The organism is Klebsiella sp. RC2 (assembly GCF_014192815.1).
GTDB lineage: Bacteria > Pseudomonadota > Gammaproteobacteria > Enterobacterales > Enterobacteriaceae > Klebsiella > Klebsiella variicola.
This window is the reverse complement of sequence record NZ_JACHYL010000006.1, coordinates 245,426-264,147: the sequence shown is the minus strand read 5'-3', so window position 1 is coordinate 264,147 and position 18,722 is coordinate 245,426. Positions and strand designations below refer to the sequence as shown.

The following is an 18,722-nucleotide window of genomic DNA, read 5'->3' as shown; positions in this document are numbered from 1 at the left end:
CACATCATGGCTGCGGAATAAAACGCATTATTCCTGCAGATCGCCACAGAAACGGTAGCCTTCACCGTGAATGGTGGCGATGATTTCCGGGGTATCCGGAGTGGATTCGAAGTGTTTACGAATCCGACGAATGGTCACGTCAACGGTACGGTCATGCGGCTTCAGCTCGCGACCGGTCATTTTCTTCAGCAGCTCGGCGCGAGACTGAATTTTGCCCGGGTTTTCGCAGAAGTGCAGCATCGCGCGGAATTCACTGCGCGGCAGCTTGTACTGCTCGCCGTTCGGGCTCACCAGTGAGCGGCTGTTGATATCGAGTTCCCAACCATTGAACTTGTAGCTCTCCACGCTGCGGCGCTCTTCGCTCACGGTACCGAGATTCATGGTACGGGAGAGCAGGTTGCGCGCGCGGATGGTCAGCTCACGCGGGTTAAACGGTTTAGTGATATAGTCGTCAGCGCCGATTTCGAGGCCAAGGATCTTATCCACTTCGTTGTCGCGGCCGGTTAAGAACATCAGCGCGACGTCAGCCTGCTCACGCAACTCGCGCGCCAGCAGAAGACCATTTTTACCCGGCAGGTTGATATCCATGATTACCAGGTTGATATCATTTTCAGACAGGATCTGATGCATTTCCGCGCCATCGGTCGCTTCGAATACATCGTAACCTTCTGCTTCGAAAATACTTTTTAACGTGTTGCGTGTTACCAACTCGTCTTCAACGATAAGAATGTGCGGGGTCTGCATGTTTGCTACCTAAATTGCCAACTAAATCGAAACAGGAAGTACCAAAGTCCCTGACCTGCCTGCTGCATGTCGCAAATTAACATGCGCGGCGTAACATGACTAAAGTACGTAATTGCGTTCTTGATGCACTTTCCATCAACGTCAACAACATCATTAGCTTGGTCGTGGGTACTTTCCCTCTGGACCCGACGGTGTCAAAAACGGCTGTCATCCTAACCATTTTAACAGCAACATAACAGGCTAAGAGAGGCCGAACACCCAATAAAACTACGCTTCGTTGACATATATCAAGTTCAATTGTAGCACGTTAACAGTCTTGTGAAATCATTGCATCGTCATGCTCTTTATAGTCACAATCCTTACACAGCTCAACTAGTTGCGTGGATAAATTAATAAATACAGTGAATCCAATGCATGGAACGATGGCTCAGATGAAATTTCATTGCCCATCATATGGATAAATGGGTTCTGTTAACATACTCCTCGTCATGGCCTCCTGAGAACAGTTTAGATTTTTTTATGGGTAAGCAAACGCAATTTTAGTGATTTTTGTTGCAAATTTGTAAATTTTCACCGCGTAAAATGGTGGGGCCAGCGCTTCGCCAACGCCTGAGAGAGAGAAAGAAACCGCAATGCGTTTAACGATTATTTTAGTCGCCCCAGCCCGGGCAGAAAACGTCGGTGCCGCTGCCAGAGCAATGAAAACGATGGGATTTCGCGATCTCAGGATCGTGGACAGTGAAGCCCACCTGGCGCCAGCGGCACGCTGGGTGGCGCATGGTTCAGGTGATATCCTCGATGGCGTCACTACCTATCCAACCCTTGCTGCGGCGCTGCACGACGTCGATTTTACCGTCGCCACCACCGCCCGCAGTCGCGCGCGGTTTCATTACTACGCCACGCCGCAGCAACTGTTGCCGCTGCTGGAGGAGAAGGCGCAGTGGATGACGCACGCGGCGCTGGTTTTTGGCCGTGAAGACTCCGGGTTGAGCAATGAGGAGCTGGCCCTGGCCGATGTGCTCACCGGCGTGCCGATGGTAGCGGATTATCCATCGCTCAATCTCGGCCAGTCGGTGATGGTCTACTGTTATCAATTAGCATCGCTTATGCAACAAACGGCTCCCGCCGCCACCGCGGCAGATCATCATCAGCTGCAGGCGTTACGCATCCGCACCGAGGCATTGCTTTCGCGTTTAGGCGCGGAGGAGGATGCCAAACTGGCCGACTGGCTGGCGCAACGAATGGGGCTGCTGCAGCAGCGCGACACGGCAATGTTGCATCGATTGCTGCATGATATTGAAAAAAACCTACCAGAATAAAGCTCTATCATATTTTTTAGTTATAGTTATCTGTGCTGTTTTTGTGGGATAAATTCCGCCGAACTGGATGTTTTTTCTTGCCCTGACGGCGCAATACGTAAGCTGGCTGAAATGGGGTTAATTGAGAAATTCATTGACTTAAGAAGGCAGATACTTTAACCAATATAGGCAGGACACACAGACAGATAAAAATACAGAGTACACAACATCCATGAATCGCATCGGCATGATTACCACCATTATCACCACCACCATTACCACAGGTAACGGTGCGGGCTGACGCGTACAGGAAACACAGAAAAAAGCCCGCACCTGAACAGTGCGGGCTTTTTTTTTGACAAGAGATCAAGGGGTAAGAACCATGCGAGTGTTGAAGTTCGGCGGTACATCAGTGGCAAATGCGGAACGTTTTCTGCGGGTTGCCGATATTCTGGAGAGTAATGCCAGGCAGGGGCAGGTAGCGACCGTACTGTCTGCCCCGGCGAAGATCACCAACCACCTGGTGGCGATGATTGAAAAAACGATCGGTGGCCAGGATGCCCTCCCGAATATTGCCGACGCTGAACGCATTTTTGCCGAACTTCTCCAGGGCCTTGCCGATGCGCAGCCCGCTTTCCCGCTTGCCCAACTGAAAGCCTTCGTTGAGCAGGAATTTGCTCAGATTAAGCATGTCCTGCACGGCATCAGCCTGCTGGGCCAATGCCCGGATGGGGTTAATGCCGCGCTGATCTGCCGTGGCGAAAAGCTCTCCATCGCCATCATGGCGGGTCTGCTGGAAGCCCGTGGACATAAAGTCAGTGTGATTAACCCGGTCGAAAAACTGCTCGCCGTGGGCCACTATCTGGAATCCACCGTCGATATCGCCGAATCCACCCGCCGCATTGCCGCTAGCCAGATCCCGGCAGACCATATGATCCTGATGGCCGGATTTACCGCCGGCAATGAGAAGGGCGAACTGGTGGTGCTGGGGCGTAACGGCTCCGACTATTCGGCGGCGGTACTGGCCGCCTGCCTGCGCGCGGACTGTTGCGAAATCTGGACCGATGTCGACGGGGTGTATACCTGCGATCCGCGCCAGGTGCCAGATGCACGTCTGCTGAAATCAATGTCTTATCAGGAGGCGATGGAGCTCTCCTACTTTGGCGCGAAAGTGCTGCATCCGCGCACCATTGCCCCTATCGCTCAGTTTCAGATCCCATGCCTGATCAAAAATACCGGCAACCCGCAGGCGCCGGGAACGCTCATCGGCGCCAGTCGCGATGAAGACGACCTGCCGGTGAAAGGCATCTCTAACCTCAACAATATGGCGATGTTCAACGTCTCCGGTCCGGGGATGAAAGGTATGGTCGGCATGGCGGCACGCGTCTTCGCCACCATGTCCCGCGCTGGCATCTCGGTGGTATTGATCACCCAATCCTCTTCGGAGTACAGCATCAGTTTCTGCGTGCCGCAGAGCGATTGCGCGCGTGCCAAACGGGCGATGGAAGATGAGTTTTATCTCGAGCTGAAAGAGGGGCTGCTGGAGCCGCTGGCCATTATGGAGCGTCTGGCCATCATCTCCGTGGTGGGCGACGGGATGCGTACCCTGCGCGGTATCTCGGCGAAATTTTTTGCGGCGCTGGCCCGCGCCAATATCAATATCGTGGCGATTGCCCAGGGCTCTTCCGAGCGCTCTATTTCGGTGGTGGTCAGCAATGACGACGCCACCACCGGCGTGCGCGTGACCCATCAGATGCTGTTCAACACCGACCAGGTGATTGAAGTGTTTGTCATCGGCGTCGGCGGCGTCGGCGGCGCGCTGCTGGAGCAGATCAAGCGCCAGCAGGGATGGCTGAAGAACAAACATATCGATCTGCGCGTCTGCGGTGTAGCCAATTCTCAGGCGCTGCTGACCAGCGTTCATGGCCTGAATCTGGAGAACTGGAGTGAAGCGCTGGCGGAGGCGAAAGAGCCGTTTAATCTTGGCCGTCTGATCCGCCTGGTGAAAGAGTACCACCTGCTCAATCCGGTGATCGTCGACTGTACCTCCAGCCAGGCGGTCGCCGATCAGTACGCCGACTTCCTGCGCGAAGGTTTCCATGTGGTGACGCCGAACAAAAAGGCCAATACCTCTTCGCTGGATTACTATCACCAGCTGCGCCATGCGGCCAGCAGCTCGCGCCGTAAGTTCCTCTATGACACTAACGTTGGCGCTGGCCTGCCGGTGATTGAGAACCTGCAGAACCTGCTCAACGCCGGCGATGAGCTGCGCCACTTCTCCGGGATCCTTTCCGGCTCTCTGTCCTTTATCTTCGGCAAGCTGGACGAGGGGGTGAGTTTCTCAGCCGCGACGGCGCTGGCCCGTGAGATGGGGTATACCGAGCCGGATCCGCGCGACGATTTATCCGGGGTGGATGTCGCGCGTAAGCTGTTGATTCTGGCCCGTGAGACCGGGCGTGAACTGGAGCTGTCAGACATTATCGTGGAGTCGGCGCTGCCGGCGGACTTCGACGCCAGCGGCGACGTCGAAACCTTTATGGCCCGTCTGCCCTCGCTGGACGATGGGTTTGCCTCGCGGGTTGCTAAGGCACGTGATGAAGGTAAAGTCTTGCGCTACGTCGGTAACATCGAAGAGGATGGTACCTGCCGCGTGAAAATTGCCGCCGTTGACGGCAACGATCCATTATTCAAAGTCAAAAATGGTGAGAACGCGCTGGCCTTTTACAGCCACTATTATCAGCCACTGCCGCTGGTGCTGCGCGGCTATGGCGCCGGGAACGACGTCACGGCGGCCGGCGTATTTGCCGACCTGCTGCGCACCTTGTCCTGGAAGTTAGGAGTTTAAGATGGTCAAAGTATATGCCCCGGCTTCCAGTGCCAATATGAGCGTCGGGTTTGATGTGTTGGGCGCGGCGGTCACGCCGGTGGATGGCACGCTGCTGGGCGATAACGTCACTGTTGAAGCGGCAGAGCAATTCAGTCTGCACAATCTGGGACGCTTCGCCAGCAAACTGCCGACGGCGCCGCAGGAAAACATTGTTTATCAGTGCTGGGAAAGCTTTTGCCGGGAGATCGGTAAGACGGTACCGGTGACGATGACCCTGGAAAAAAACATGCCGATCGGCTCCGGGCTTGGCTCCAGCGCCTGCTCGGTGGTCGCCGCGCTGGTGGCCATGAACGAGTTCTGCGGTAAGCCGCTCAACGAGACGCGGATGCTGGCGCTGATGGGGGAGATGGAAGGGCGTATCTCCGGCAGCATTCACTACGATAACGTGGCGCCGTGCTATCTTGGCGGCATGCAGTTGATGATCGAAGAGAACGGGATTATCAGCCAGCAGGTGCCGGGGTTTGATGAGTGGCTGTGGGTGTTGGCCTATCCGGGGATTAAAGTATCCACCGCCGAAGCGCGGGCGATTCTGCCGGCACAATACCGCCGCCAGGATTGTATCGCCCATGGTCGCCACCTCGCGGGCTTTATTCATGCCTGCTACACCCGCCAGCCGCAGCTGGCGGCAAAATTGATGAAAGATGTCATTGCCGAACCGTACCGTACCAAACTGTTGCCGGGCTTTAGCGAAGCGCGCCAGGCGACAATGGAGATCGGTGCGCAGGCTTGCGGCATCTCCGGCTCTGGCCCGACGCTGTTTGCGTTGTGTGATAAACCGGACACCGCACAGCGCGTCGCCGACTGGCTTGGCGCGCACTATCTGCAGAATCAGGAAGGCTTTGTTCATATTTGCCGGCTGGACACGGCGGGCGCACGCGTAGTGGGATAACCAATGAAACTGTATAACTTAAAAGATCATAACGAGCAGGTCAGCTTTGCGCAGGCCGTCACCCAGGGACTTGGCAAGCATCAGGGTCTGTTCTTTCCGCACGATCTGCCGGAATTCAGCCTGACTGAAATCGACGACATGCTGGCGCAGGATTTTGTCACCCGCAGCGCCAAAATTTTATCGGCCTTTATCGGCGATGAGATCCCGCAGGATGTCCTGCAGCAGCGGGTGCGCGCAGCGTTTGCGTTCCCGGCGCCAGTAAGCAAGGTTCAGGACGATGTCGGCTGCCTGGAGCTGTTCCACGGCCCGACGCTGGCGTTTAAAGATTTTGGCGGCCGCTTTATGGCGCAGATGCTGACCCATATCGCCGGCGATAAGCCGGTCACCATTCTCACCGCAACCTCTGGCGACACCGGGGCGGCGGTGGCGCATGCCTTCTACGGTCTGCCGAACGTCAAGGTCGTGATCCTCTATCCGCGCGGTAAGATCAGCCCGCTGCAGGAGAAGCTGTTCTGTACCCTCGGCGGCAACATTGAAACCGTGGCGATTGATGGCGACTTTGATGCCTGCCAGGCGCTGGTGAAGCAGGCGTTTGACGATGAAGAGCTGAAGGCCACGCTGGGGCTCAACTCGGCTAACTCCATCAACATCAGCCGCCTGCTGGCGCAGATCTGCTACTACTTCGAAGCGGCGGCGCAGCTGCCGCAGGAAGCTCGCAATCAGCTGGTGATTTCCGTGCCAAGCGGCAACTTCGGCGATCTGACCGCTGGTCTGCTGGCCAAGTCGCTGGGTCTGCCGATTAAGCGCTTTATTGCCGCCACCAACGCGAACGACACCGTTCCCCGTTATCTGCAGGGCGGCGAGTGGGCGCCAAAAGCCACCCAGGCGACGCTGTCTAACGCCATGGACGTTAGCCAGCCGAACAACTGGCCGCGCGTCGAGGAGCTGTTCCGCCGTAAAATCTGGCGCCTGAGCGAGCTGGGTTACGCCGCGGTCGATGATGAGACCACCAAAGCGGCGATGCGCGAGCTGAAGGCCATCGGCTACATCTCTGAGCCGCACGCGGCGATTGCCTGGCGCGCGCTGCGCGATCAGCTGCAGCCGGGAGAGTACGGCCTGTTCCTCGGTACCGCGCATCCGGCGAAATTCAAAGAGAGCGTGGAAGAGATCCTGCAGGAAACCCTGCCGCTGCCGAAGGAGCTGGCTGACCGCGCCGACCTGCCGCTGCTGTCCCACAATCTGCCGGCGGATTTCGCCGCGCTGCGTAAGCTGATGATGGGCTAGTATTGTCGTTCATCCACCAGCTAAACCGGGCCTGGTGCCCGGTTTTTTTACGCTCGAAGATGGAGATATTGTGTACGAACGAGCAATAAATGCGGCGCACTCTAGATTCAGATTGCAGAGAATAATCAGAATAGTTTTGTGGCGTTAATATTTTGCTATCGGCCCATAACGGGGACGGATAGAAGAGGTCACTTATGACAACGCTGAAATCTGCTTTGCTGGCACTTTCTATATTGCTGGTCGCTCCTGCGTTGGTTCATGCCGACGAAATCACCCTGCTCCCGGCGGTGAAGCTGCAAATCGGCGATCGCGATGATTATGGGCACTACTGGGATGGCGATCATTGGCGCGATCGTGACTGGTGGGCTCACCATTATGACTGGCGTGACGATCGCTGGCGCCCGCATGATGATTATCGCCACCATGATCGCGACGATGATGACGATCAAGGCCATCATGGCCATGGGCACGAGCGGCATCACCACGACGACTGATCATCTTTGCCCCCGCTGAGAGGCCGGGGGCATCGAGGCCTACTGCTCGTGGCGTTTAAACACCAGCTCACCTTTCTCCGAAGCCTCCGCATCAAAGAAATAGCCTTCGCTATTAAAGGCTTTGAGCTGCTCCGGCTGGGTTAAGCGGTTTTCGATAATGTAGCGACTCATCAGACCGCGCGCCTTTTTCGCATAGAAGCTGATCACTTTGAATTTGCCGTTTTTCTCATCGAGGAAGACCGGCTTGATCAGCTGACCCTGCAATTTTTGCGTTTTCACCGATTTAAAATACTCATCGGAAGCCAGATTGATGACGATATCGTCGCCCTGAGCCTGCAGCGCCTGATTCAGCTTCTCGGTAATGGTCTCGCCCCAGAACTGGTACAGATCTTTGCCGCACGGGTTTTCCAGACGGATCCCCATCTCCAGGCGGTAGGGCTGCATCAGGTCCAGCGGGCGCAGCACGCCATACAGGCCGGAGAGCATGCGCAGGTGTCGCTGGGCGAAGTCAAAGTCGTCCTCGGTGAGCGTCTCTGCCTGCAGGCCGGTGTAGACATCGCCCTTAAAGGCAAGGATCGCCTGGCGGGCATTTTGCGGCGTAAAGTCAGGATGCCAGTCGTGGAAACGGGTGGCGTTCAGATCCGCCAGCTTGTCGCTAATGCTCATTAGCTTGCCGATTTGCGGCGCGGTCAGCTTACGAGCGATGCCGATAAGCTGTTGAGAGTACTCGAGGAGTTCGGGCTGGGTATAGCGAGTCGTTGCCAGCGGGCTTTGATAATCGAGCGTTTTAGCAGGTGAAATCAGAATCAGCATATCCAGTCCTTGCAGGTAATTTCGACGAATTTTAACAAAAAAAGTGCATGGTGGGATCGATAGCTGCGATTGCCGCGCTATTCGCGCGGCAGTTCATTCCAGGCACCCGGGGCCAGCTGCTGGTGAATATCCGGGTAGCGGGCGGCATCGAAAGTGGGCTGGATACCCAGCCGCCGCTGGCGCAGATAATCGCTGGCGATAATCCGCACCGTCGGGGAAAGCAGCAGGATGGCCGTCAGGTTGGTCATCGCCATCAGCGCCATGATGATATCCGCGCTCTGCCAGACGACAGGCAGGCTTACCAGGGTCCCCAGCAGCACCATCAGGACGGTGAGTATTCGCAGCCCCCAGATGTAGCGAGGCTTATCCAGACGCAGAAAGACCAGATTATTTTCCGCATACACGTAGTTGGCCACAATAGAGCTAAAGGCGAACAGCAGCACGATGAGGGCGATAAAATCGGCTCCCCAGCCGCCGACCAGCACGCTCATCGCGTGTTGCAAGTCCTGAATGCCATTGAGCGTATATTCATTGTCGGGGCGCGGCGCCAGCATGACGATAATCGCGCTGGCAGTACAGATCACGATGGTATCGATAAACACGCCAATCATCTGCACGATCCCCTGCGCTGCCGGGTGCGGCGGCCAGGAGGCGGCGGCCGCGGCGGCGTTAGGCGAAGAACCCATCCCTGCTTCATTGGAGAACATGCCGCGCTGGAAGCCACTGGTCAGTGCCTGGCTGATGGAGTAGCCCACCGCGCCGGCGGCGGCTTCCTGCCAGCCGAAGGCGCAGCGAAAGATGGTGGCAAAAATGGTCGGCAGGGCGGTGACGTGCCACAGGCCGATGAGCAGGCTGGTGGCGATCCACAGCAGCGCCATGATGGGCACCAGCCACTGCATCAGGCGCGCCACGCCGCGCAGGCCACGGAGAATGGCCAGGAAAACGAAAATGGCCAGCACGCCGCCGCTGACTGCCGCTGGCAGATCGAACGCATAGTGCAGGGCATGGGCCACCGAGTTGGCCTGCACGGTGTTAAAGATAAATCCATAGGCCAGCAGCAGGAGGATCGAAAACAGAACGCCCATCCAGCGCATGCCGAGACCGCGCGCCATATACCACGCCGGGCCACCGCGAAACTGTCCCTGGCTGTCGCGCTCTTTGTATAGTTGCGCAAGAGAACACTCAGCGAAGCTGCTGGCCATGCCGAGCAGGGCGGAAACCCACATCCAGAATACGGCCCCAGGCCCGCCGGCGGCGATCGCCAGCGTCACCCCGGCAAGGTTGCCGCTGCCGACCCGGGCGGCAAGACTGGTACAGAGCGCCTGGAAGGATGTTAAACCGCCCGGCTGCGGGTGCAGGCTTTTTTTCAGACTGCGGCCGAATTTGCGCACGTAACGGAACTGAATACCCCGGGTTTGCCAGCTAAACCAGATCCCCGCCCCCAGTAACAGATAAATCATCACTGAGCCCCAGAGTATTTCATTGATAAATGAGAGAAAATCAGGCATTAAACATCCTCTTGTCCATGCCGGTACGCTTGTGTAAGCGTTACCAATTAAGTGACAATCCTTTCGCTTTCAGCAAATTAAGCGGCACAGTTTATCACACTCTGCGCTCTTCTCTCGTCGGCGGTTGCGCTGACCCGGCAGCGTGTTATCATCTGGGCAGACCGGTTACATCCCCTTAACTGCTGTTTAAGAGAAATATATCATGACGGATAAATTAACTTCTCTGCGTCAGTACACCACTGTCGTCGCTGACACCGGAGATATTGCGGCAATGAAGCTGTATCAGCCTCAGGATGCCACCACCAACCCTTCCCTGATTCTCGGCGCGGCTCAGATCCCTGAGTACCGTAAGCTGATTGATGACGCTGTGGCCTGGGCACGTAGCCAGAGCAGCGATCGCGCGCAGCAGATCCTCGATGCTTCCGACAAGCTGGCGGTGAACATCGGTCTCGAAATCCTGAAACTGATCCCGGGCCGTATTTCCACTGAAGTGGATGCACGCCTCTCCTATGATACTGAAGCGTCTATCGCGAAAGCCAAGCGCATCATCAAGCTGTATAACGACGCGGGCATCAGCAACGATCGTATTCTTATCAAGCTGGCTTCCACCTGGCAGGGCATTCGCGCCGCTGAACAGCTGGAAAAAGAAGGCATCAACTGTAACCTGACGCTGCTGTTCTCCTTCGCTCAGGCTCGCGCTTGCGCCGAAGCGGGCGTCTTCCTGATTTCGCCGTTTGTTGGCCGTATCCTCGACTGGTACAAAGCTAACACCGACAAGAAAGAGTACGCGCCGGCAGAAGATCCGGGCGTGGTTTCCGTCAGCGAAATCTACGAATACTACAAGCAGCACGGCTATGAAACCGTGGTGATGGGCGCCAGCTTCCGTAATGTTGGCGAAATCCTGGAACTGGCCGGCTGTGACCGCCTGACCATCGCCCCGGCGCTGCTGAAAGAGCTGTCTGAAAGCGAAGGCGCCGTTGAGCGTAAACTGGTTTATACCGGCGAAGTGAAAGCGCGTCCGGAACGTATTACCGAATCTGAGTTCCTGTGGCAGCATAACCAGGATCCGATGGCGGTAGACAAACTGGCGGAAGGTATCCGTAAGTTTGCGATCGACCAGGAAAAACTGGAAAAAATGATCGGCGAACTGCTGTAATCCCGCAGGTGGCCGACGCCCGTCGGCCACATTACACTGTCTGTCCCGCCTCCGGCAGTGTATCATTTCGTTTAACGCCACAGTTTGAACGGAATAACCATGAATACCTTACGAATCGGCTTAGTTTCCATCTCCGATCGCGCCTCCAGCGGCGTCTATCAGGATAAAGGCATCCCGGCACTGGAAGAGTGGCTGGCGCGTGCCCTCACCACCCCTTTCGAACTGCAAACCCGCCTGATTCCGGATGAGCAGGTGATCATTGAGCAAACGCTGTGCGAACTGGTTGACGAGATGGGGTGCCATCTGGTGCTGACCACCGGCGGAACCGGCCCTGCACGTCGCGATGTGACGCCTGACGCAACGCTGGCGATTGCCGATCGCGAGATGCCGGGCTTCGGCGAGCAAATGCGCCAGGTTAGCCTACACTTTGTGCCGACGGCTATCCTTTCCCGGCAGGTCGGGGTGATCCGCAAGCAGGCGTTGATCCTCAACCTTCCCGGACAACCGAAAGCGATTCAGGAGACCCTGGAAGGGGTAAAAGATGCTGACGGCAAGGTACTGGTGCACGGTATTTTTGCAAGTGTACCTTATTGTGTACAGTTGCTGGAGGGGCCTTATGTGGAAACCGATGGCCGTGTGGTAGAAGCATTTCGTCCTAAGAGCGCCAGGCGCGAAACTTTATCCTGAATTTAATGCATTTGTGACATAACCTGCATCGCTGATGGTGTGCCGTTTTATTTACGATATAGTGCTGTTTACTTTACACGCTATAAATCACGCTGCACACCTCAGGATGAAATCGCGTTATGTCATATGCAAACCGACCGCTAAACCGCCAGGATTATAAAACGCTGACGCTGGCCGCCCTGGGCGGCGCGCTGGAGTTTTATGACTTTATCATTTTCGTTTTCTTTGCCGCCGTCGTCGGTGAGCTCTTCTTTCCCGCAGATATTCCCGAATGGCTCCGTCAGGTACAAACCTTTGGCATTTTCGCCGCCGGTTATCTGGCGCGCCCGCTGGGGGGGATCATCATGGCCCACTTTGGCGATCTGGTGGGACGCAAGAAAATGTTCACCCTCAGCATCCTGCTGATGGCGCTGCCGACCCTGGCGATTGGCCTGCTGCCAACCTATAGCTCGGTGGGCATCGTCGCGCCGTTGCTGTTACTGCTGATGCGTATTCTGCAGGGGGCGGCGATCGGCGGGGAAGTTCCTGGCGCCTGGGTGTTTGTCGCCGAGCATGTCCCGGAAAAACGCATTGGTATCGCCTGCGGTACGCTGACGGCCGGCCTGACGGTTGGCATTCTGTTGGGGTCGGTGGTGGCGACGCTTATCAACACCAGCCTGACGCCGCAGGGGATCCACGACGGCGGCTGGCGGATCCCCTTCCTGTTGGGCGGTGTATTTGGTCTGATTGCGATGTATCTGCGTCGCTGGCTGCAGGAGACGCCGATTTTTCTTGAGATGCAGCAGCGTAAAGCGCTGGCGCAGGAGCTGCCGGTAAAAGCGGTAGCGCTGAAGCACCAGAAGGCGGTGGTGATCTCTATGCTGCTGACCTGGCTGCTGTCGGCAGGCGTGGTGGTGGTGATCCTGATGTCGCCGGTCTGGCTGCAGAAACACTATGGCTTCGCGCCGGCGATTACCCTGCAGGCCAATAGCATCGCCACGATTATGTTGTGCATCGGCTGTCTGCTCGCCGGGCTGGCGGCGGATCGCTTTGGCGCCAGCCGGACTTTCATCGTCGGCAGCCTGCTGCTGGCGGTTGCCAGCTGGGCATTTTACCACCTGTCCGGCGCCAGCCCGCAGCGGCTGTTTCTGCTCTACGGCACGGTGGGGCTCTGCGTCGGGGTGGTAGGGGCGGTGCCTTATGTCATGGTGCGGGCCTTCCCGGCTGAAGTGCGCTTCACCGGCATCTCATTTTCCTACAACCTGTCGTACGCGATCTTTGGCGGCCTGACGCCGATTGCGGTCACCATGCTGATGGGCGTGTCGCCGATGGCGCCAGCCTGGTATGTGCTGGCCCTCTCGCTGATGGGGCTAGGATTAGGTATCTGGCTGCGTCAGGGGATGACGGCGTCGGCGGGATTGCCGGAAGGGGAACTGCAGCGTTGAGTCTGGTTTACCGATGATGACCTGCCGCCGCCCTGTGACAGGACGGCGGCGGACGATTAACGTGGTTCGCCGATCGGCAGCACGGTGCGGCCGAACTGCTCGTTCAGCACTTCACCCATCGCCAGGTAAATAGCGCTGGCGCCACAAACCAGGCCGACCCAGCCAGCGACTTTCACAATGCCTTCGTTATCCACCAGATGACCAATCGCCAGCAGCGCGAACAACACGGTCAGGCTCAGGAAGACAAACTGCAGCATGCGGGCTGCTTTCAGGGTGCCAAAGAACATAAACAGGGTAAAGACGCCCCACAGGCCGAGGTACATGCCGAGGAAGTGCGCGTTAGGCGCTTCCGCCAGACCCATTTTCGGCATCAGGAGGATAGCCACCAGCGTCAGCCAGAAGCTGCCGTAGGAGGTAAAAGCGGTTAAGCCAAAGGTGTTGCCTTTCTTGTATTCAAGCAGGCCGGCAAAAATTTGCGCAATGCCGCCGTAAAAAATGCCCATCGCCAGGATAGCTACATCGAATGCGAACAGGCCGCTATTCGCCAGGTTAAGCAGAATAGTGGTCATGCCGAAGCCCATAAGGCCCAGCGGTGCCGGATTAGCCAACTTAGTGTTGCCCATAATTCCTCAAAATTATCATTAAAAGGGAAGCATTACCCCGCGACTTGGCGGCGGGGCGCGGCATAATAATGAGGCGCTGAAGGGCTGTCTATGATCTGGCGGGGTATTTTTCACCAATTTCTGTTGCGCCCGACGGCGGCTGGATCATTTGCCGTAAACAGGCAATATGCAGGACCGCAGGGATGGTGACCCGGTAAGCGCTGCCGCTCACCGCTTTGACGCTGTTCAGCGCGGCGCCGAGCGGCCCGCCCAGCCCGGCGCCGCGCACCAGACCATGACCAATAACGCTTACGGCGGCATGGGTGCGCAGAATGGCGGTTAAGCGCTCGTCCAGCAACAGGGCGACCCCTTCGCTTAGCTTGCGGTGCCTCAGCAGATGGGGCAACAGATTTTCCAGCTCATGGCTCCGGCAATCCACCGCGGCAAGAAATTGTGCCTTTTGCTCCGCATCCAGCTTATTCCAGCTGTGCTGCAGGAAATGTTCCAGTAACTGCTGTTCGATCTGCGGCGTCGTCATCTGTTTGTCGACCTTCGCCTTCAGCCGTTTACACACATCCAGCAGGATCGCGCGATAAAATTTGCCGTGGCGGCGTAGGGTGTTGGCGATGCTGTCGCCGCCAAAATGCTGTAGCTCTCCGGCAATCAGCTGCCAGTTGCGGCGATAGCGTTCAGGGTGGCCCTCCATTGCTAAAAAGGTCTCGTTGCGCAGCAGCGTGCTGGAGAGGCGGGGTTTGCCGTTTTCGCCGTGGGTCAGAATACGGGTAAAAGCTTCCAGATGCGCCTCGCTGCACTCAGGAAGAAAGGCCAGATCGTCATCTGCCAGATAGTTAATATGCATAAATCATCCCTCCTCAGGATAACGAGGTTAGTCGTCGCCGATAATTTTTAATGAGGCCATATCTGAGGAGTGGACCGTGTGGCCGGAGAAGGCGATTTTCTTCACACAGCGTTTGCTGTCGTTATCGCTATTGATGTTGATCCAGCCGGAGGTGCTGCCCTCTTTTATCCCGGCGGGGACGTTCAGCGTATGGCTGGCGCCGCGGCTGGCCTTAAAGTAGACCGTCGCCCCGGAGAGCTGTACATCGCCGCGTTCGGCGCTGAGCTGAATGCGTTTGACGACCCGACAGACCGGGAGTTTCAGCGTCAGGTCGTTGGTTTCATTGCGCGGCATGGCTACCACACCGAGGATTTTATGGTCGTTGGCGGCCGCCGAGGTGATAAACGATAAGCCGAGGATAAGCCCCGCGGAAATCCGGAATAGTGGTTTCATCAATATGTCCCCTGAATAAGTAAAGTGCGACGGCGAGGGATATTATCACCAGGGGCGTGGGGCCATTAGCGCGCAAGTATTGCGGGTTATGTCAATGATATTATGAATATATTTTGTTTTCACATTCATCATTTATATATGTATTTCGCTGCCTCTTTTGGCGCCTGACAATGTCGCTCGGGACGCTTTTCACGACTCAGGTCGGGGCCCGGTGCAAAAAATTTTTAGGCTTGCCCCTTGATGCCGGGGTGGGCGACCCCATCTTGTAGTCAACCGCAGTGAAGAACCTGAAAAAAAATGATGTCTGGGCAGTTGAAACCGCACGTTTCGCCCTTATTACAGGTTCACAACCACATGTTGATCGAATTTTTAGTGGAGACGTTTAGATGGGTAAAATTATTGGTATCGACCTGGGTACTACCAACTCTTGTGTAGCGATTATGGATGGCACTACTGCACGCGTGCTGGAGAACGCCGAAGGCGATCGCACCACGCCTTCTATCATTGCCTATACCCAGGATGGTGAAACTCTGGTTGGTCAGCCGGCTAAACGTCAGGCAGTGACAAACCCGCAAAACACCCTGTTTGCGATTAAACGCCTGATTGGCCGCCGCTTCCAGGACGAAGAAGTTCAGCGTGACGTTTCTATCATGCCATACAAAATTGTTGCCGCAGACAATGGCGACGCATGGCTGGATGTGAAAGGCACCAAAACTGCACCGCCGCAGATCTCTGCTGAAGTGCTGAAAAAAATGAAGAAAACGGCTGAAGATTACCTGGGTGAACCGGTAACTGAAGCGGTTATCACCGTACCGGCTTACTTCAACGATGCGCAGCGTCAGGCAACCAAAGATGCCGGCCGTATCGCCGGTCTGGAAGTCAAACGTATCATCAACGAACCAACCGCGGCGGCGCTGGCTTACGGTCTGGATAAAGAAGTCGGTAACCGCACTATCGCGGTATACGACCTCGGTGGTGGTACTTTCGATATCTCTATTATCGAAATCGACGAAGTTGACGGCGAGAAAACCTTTGAAGTACTGGCGACCAACGGTGACACCCACCTGGGCGGTGAAGACTTCGATACGCGTCTGATCAACTACCTCGTTGATGAGTTCAAGAAAGATCAGGGCATTGACCTGCGTAACGACCCGCTGGCCATGCAGCGCCTGAAAGAAGCCGCTGAGAAAGCGAAGATTGAACTGTCTTCTGCTCAGCAGACCGACGTTAACCTGCCGTATATCACTGCAGATGCGACCGGTCCGAAACATATGAATATCAAAGTGACTCGCGCGAAACTGGAAAGCCTGGTAGAAGACCTGGTTAACCGTTCCATCGAGCCGCTGAAAGTGGCCCTGCAGGATGCCGGTCTGTCCGTTTCCGATATCAACGACGTGATCCTCGTTGGTGGTCAGACTCGTATGCCGATGGTGCAGAAAAAAGTCGCTGAGTTCTTCGGTAAAGAGCCGCGTAAAGACGTTAACCCGGATGAAGCTGTGGCGATCGGCGCAGCGGTTCAGGGTGGTGTACTGACGGGTGATGTGAAAGACGTTCTGCTGCTGGACGTAACCCCGCTGTCGCTGGGTATCGAAACCATGGGCGGCGTGATGACAGCGCTTATCAACAAAAACACCACTATCCCGACCAAGCACAGCCAGGTGTTCTCTACTGCAGAAGACAACCAGTCTGCGGTAACCATCCATGTGCTGCAGGGTGAGCGTAAACGCGCGTCTGATAACAAATCACTGGGTCAGTTCAACCTGGATGGTATTAACCCGGCGCCGCGCGGTATGCCGCAGATCGAAGTCACCTTCGACATCGATGCTGACGGTATCCTGCACGTTTCCGCGAAAGACAAAAACAGCGGTAAAGAGCAGAAGATCACCATCAAGGCGTCTTCCGGTCTGAATGAAGAAGAAATTCAGAAAATGGTTCGCGAAGCAGAAGCTAACGCCGAATCTGACCGTAAGTTCGAAGAGCTGGTACAGACCCGTAACCAGGGCGACCATCTGCTGCACAGCACTCGCAAGCAGGTTGAAGAAGCAGGCGATAAACTGCCGGCTGATGACAAAACCGCTATTGAGTCTGCGCTGACCGCGCTGGAAACTTCCCTGAAAGGCGAAGACAAAGCGGATATCGAAGCGAAAATGCAGGCGCTGGCGCAGGCTTCTCAGAAGCTGATGGAAATTGCTCAGCAGCAGCACGCTCAGCAGCAGGCGGGTTCCGCTGACGCTCAGGCGAGCAACGCGAAAGACGACGATGTTGTCGACGCTGAGTTCGAAGAAGTGAAAGATAAAAAATAATCGCCCTTTGAACGGGTAAAACACTGGCACGGGCGAAGAGGTTTCCTCTCCGCCCGTGCACGCATGTTAAGGGGCTGAAAAACACCGATGGCAAAGCAAGATTACTACGAGATTTTAGGCGTCTCCAAAACAGCGGAAGAGCGTGAAATCAAAAAGGCTTACAAGCGCCTGGCCATGAAGTATCACCCGGACCGCAACCAGGGTGATAAAGAGGCCGAAGCCAAATTTAAAGAAATCAAAGAAGCGTATGAAATCCTGACTGATGCCCAGAAGCGTGCGGCCTACGATCAGTACGGCCACGCGGCCTTCGAACAGGGCGGCATGGGCGGCGGCGGCGGTTTTGGCGGCGGTGCGGATTTCAGCGATATCTTTGGCGATGTTTTCGGCGATATCTTTGGCGGCGGACGTGGTCGTCAGCGCGCGGCGCGCGGCGCCGATCTCCGTTACAACATGGAGCTGACGCTGGAAGAAGCGGTGCGCGGCGTCACCAAAGAGATCCGTATTCCGACGCTGGAAGAGTGCGACGTCTGTCACGGCAGCGGCGCCAAGGCCGGCAGCAAGCCGCAGACCTGTCCGACCTGTCATGGCGCAGGCCAGGTGCAGATGCGTCAGGGCTTCTTTGCGGTACAGCAGACCTGTCCGCACTGTCAGGGACGCGGTACGCTGATTAAAGATCCATGCAACAAATGTCATGGTCATGGGCGTGTAGAGAAAACGAAAACCTTGTCGGTTAAAATTCCGGCAGGTGTGGACACCGGCGATCGGATCCGTCTGGCGGGCGAAGGCGAAGCTGGCGAGCATGGCGCACCGGCAGGCGATCTGTACGTACAGGTCCAGGTGAAGCAGCACGCTATCTTTGAGCGTGAAGGTAATAACCTGTACTGCGAAGTCCCGATCAACTTCACGATGGCGGCGCTGGGTGGTGAGATTGAAGTGCCGACGCTCGACGGTCGCGTCAGTCTGAAAGTGCCGGGTGAAACCCAGACCGGCAAGCTGTTCCGCATGCGCGGCAAAGGTGTGAAATCCGTTCGCGGCGGCGCCCAGGGCGATCTGCTGTGCCGCGTGGTGGTGGAGACGCCGGTAGGGCTGAATGAGAAGCAGAAGCAGCTGCTGAAAGAGCTGCAGGAGAGCTTCGGCGGCCCGACCGGGGAAAACAACAGCCCGCGTTCGAAAAGCTTCTTCGACGGTGTGAAGAAGTTCTTCGACGACCTGACCCGCTAATTCCGCTTTTCCTGATATCCGGCCCGGGCCTTGCTGCCCGGGCTTTTTTTGCCTTACGCCTCCTCTTTTATTCGTAAAAAACGAACTTTAAAGCAATTTAAATCTGATTTTTTCGAGTTAT

The 18,722-nt window shown here is 56.3% G+C and carries 18 protein-coding genes and 1 other annotated feature; of the genes, 12 read left to right on the top strand and 6 right to left on the bottom strand.

Annotated features, from left to right (window positions below):
* Positions 1 to 27: 27 nt before the first annotated feature.
* Positions 28 to 744, bottom strand: coding sequence for a two-component system response regulator ArcA (arcA, locus tag FHW76_RS19395; protein ID WP_002887843.1), 717 nt, complete (start codon positions 742 to 744; stop codon positions 28 to 30).
* Positions 745 to 839: 95 nt separating this feature from the next.
* On the opposite strand from arcA, the gene yjjY reads away from it, so the two are divergent.
* The 7 genes from yjjY to FHW76_RS19360 all read left to right on the top strand — a co-directional run bounded on the left by yjjY (position 840) and on the right by FHW76_RS19360 (position 7,596).
* On the top strand, positions 840 to 980 hold the full coding sequence (yjjY, locus tag FHW76_RS19390) for a protein YjjY (protein WP_001541509.1): 141 nt from the start codon (positions 840 to 842) through the stop codon (positions 978 to 980).
* A 396-nt stretch (positions 981 to 1,376) separates the two neighbouring features.
* On the top strand, positions 1,377 to 2,063 hold the full coding sequence (locus tag FHW76_RS19385) for a tRNA/rRNA methyltransferase (RefSeq protein ID WP_022065748.1): 687 nt from the start codon (positions 1,377 to 1,379) through the stop codon (positions 2,061 to 2,063).
* A gap of 211 nt (positions 2,064 to 2,274) precedes the next feature.
* The gene (gene thrL, locus FHW76_RS19380; RefSeq protein WP_004222578.1) at positions 2,275 to 2,343 is read left to right on the top strand and encodes a thr operon leader peptide; all 69 of its coding nucleotides are present in this window, start codon (positions 2,275 to 2,277) and stop codon (positions 2,341 to 2,343) included.
* Positions 2,282 to 2,399: a sequence feature (Thr leader region), on the top strand. Its footprint overlaps the gene before it by 62 nt.
* A gap of 25 nt (positions 2,400 to 2,424) precedes the next feature.
* Entirely contained in the window at positions 2,425 to 4,887 is a 2,463-nt protein-coding gene (gene thrA / locus FHW76_RS19375; protein ID WP_008807509.1) for a bifunctional aspartate kinase/homoserine dehydrogenase I, read from the top strand.
* A gap of 1 nt (position 4,888) precedes the next feature.
* Positions 4,889 to 5,818: a homoserine kinase gene (gene thrB / locus FHW76_RS19370; RefSeq protein WP_008807508.1), complete on the top strand. Its 930-nt coding sequence runs from the start codon at positions 4,889 to 4,891 to the stop codon at positions 5,816 to 5,818.
* Between the two features lie 3 nt (positions 5,819 to 5,821).
* Positions 5,822 to 7,102 carry a threonine synthase gene (gene thrC, locus FHW76_RS19365; RefSeq protein ID WP_008807507.1) on the top strand — a complete coding sequence of 427 codons (1,281 nt, stop codon included), beginning with the start codon at positions 5,822 to 5,824 and terminating at the stop codon, positions 7,100 to 7,102.
* 194 nt (positions 7,103 to 7,296) lie between these two features.
* Positions 7,297 to 7,596, top strand: coding sequence for a DUF2502 domain-containing protein (locus tag FHW76_RS19360; RefSeq protein ID WP_012968980.1), 300 nt, complete (start codon positions 7,297 to 7,299; stop codon positions 7,594 to 7,596).
* Positions 7,597 to 7,635: 39 nt separating this feature from the next.
* Here FHW76_RS19360 and yaaA read toward each other — a convergent pair whose 3' ends face one another.
* Complete coding sequence (gene yaaA / locus FHW76_RS19355; protein ID WP_012968979.1) at positions 7,636 to 8,409, bottom strand: peroxide stress protein YaaA; 774 nt, start codon at positions 8,407 to 8,409, stop codon at positions 7,636 to 7,638.
* A gap of 77 nt (positions 8,410 to 8,486) precedes the next feature.
* Positions 8,487 to 9,917: a sodium:alanine symporter family protein gene (locus FHW76_RS19350; RefSeq protein ID WP_016160272.1), complete on the bottom strand. Its 1,431-nt coding sequence runs from the start codon at positions 9,915 to 9,917 to the stop codon at positions 8,487 to 8,489.
* Between the two features lie 202 nt (positions 9,918 to 10,119).
* On the opposite strand from FHW76_RS19350, the gene tal reads away from it, so the two are divergent.
* The 3 genes from tal to FHW76_RS19335 all read left to right on the top strand — a co-directional run bounded on the left by tal (position 10,120) and on the right by FHW76_RS19335 (position 13,184).
* Positions 10,120 to 11,073: a transaldolase gene (tal, locus tag FHW76_RS19345; RefSeq protein WP_004204228.1), complete on the top strand. Its 954-nt coding sequence runs from the start codon at positions 10,120 to 10,122 to the stop codon at positions 11,071 to 11,073.
* 99 nt (positions 11,074 to 11,172) lie between these two features.
* Entirely contained in the window at positions 11,173 to 11,760 is a 588-nt protein-coding gene (gene mog, locus FHW76_RS19340; protein WP_008807503.1) for a molybdopterin adenylyltransferase, read from the top strand.
* 119 nt (positions 11,761 to 11,879) lie between these two features.
* A complete protein-coding gene (locus FHW76_RS19335) occupies positions 11,880 to 13,184 on the top strand; it encodes an MFS transporter (RefSeq protein ID WP_016160273.1) in 1,305 nt (434 codons plus the stop codon).
* Between the two features lie 56 nt (positions 13,185 to 13,240).
* Here FHW76_RS19335 and satP read toward each other — a convergent pair whose 3' ends face one another.
* From satP to FHW76_RS19320, 3 genes are all read right to left on the bottom strand, one after another.
* Complete coding sequence (gene satP, locus FHW76_RS19330) at positions 13,241 to 13,807, bottom strand: acetate uptake transporter (RefSeq protein WP_012542907.1); 567 nt, start codon at positions 13,805 to 13,807, stop codon at positions 13,241 to 13,243.
* A gap of 88 nt (positions 13,808 to 13,895) precedes the next feature.
* Entirely contained in the window at positions 13,896 to 14,645 is a 750-nt protein-coding gene (gene msyB, locus FHW76_RS19325) for an acidic protein MsyB (RefSeq protein WP_008807500.1), read from the bottom strand.
* 27 nt (positions 14,646 to 14,672) lie between these two features.
* Positions 14,673 to 15,077 carry a DUF2541 family protein gene (locus tag FHW76_RS19320; RefSeq protein ID WP_008807499.1) on the bottom strand — a complete coding sequence of 135 codons (405 nt, stop codon included), beginning with the start codon at positions 15,075 to 15,077 and terminating at the stop codon, positions 14,673 to 14,675.
* 386 nt (positions 15,078 to 15,463) lie between these two features.
* Between FHW76_RS19320 and dnaK the strand changes: the two genes are divergently transcribed.
* Positions 15,464 to 17,380 (top strand): molecular chaperone DnaK, encoded by a 1,917-nt coding sequence (gene dnaK, locus FHW76_RS19315; RefSeq protein WP_008807498.1) that lies wholly within the window; start codon positions 15,464 to 15,466, stop codon positions 17,378 to 17,380.
* Positions 17,381 to 17,467: 87 nt separating this feature from the next.
* Positions 17,468 to 18,601, top strand: a complete 1,134-nt coding sequence (gene dnaJ, locus FHW76_RS19310; protein WP_008807497.1) for a molecular chaperone DnaJ — start codon at positions 17,468 to 17,470, stop codon at positions 18,599 to 18,601.
* Positions 18,602 to 18,722: the final 121 nt, after the last annotated feature.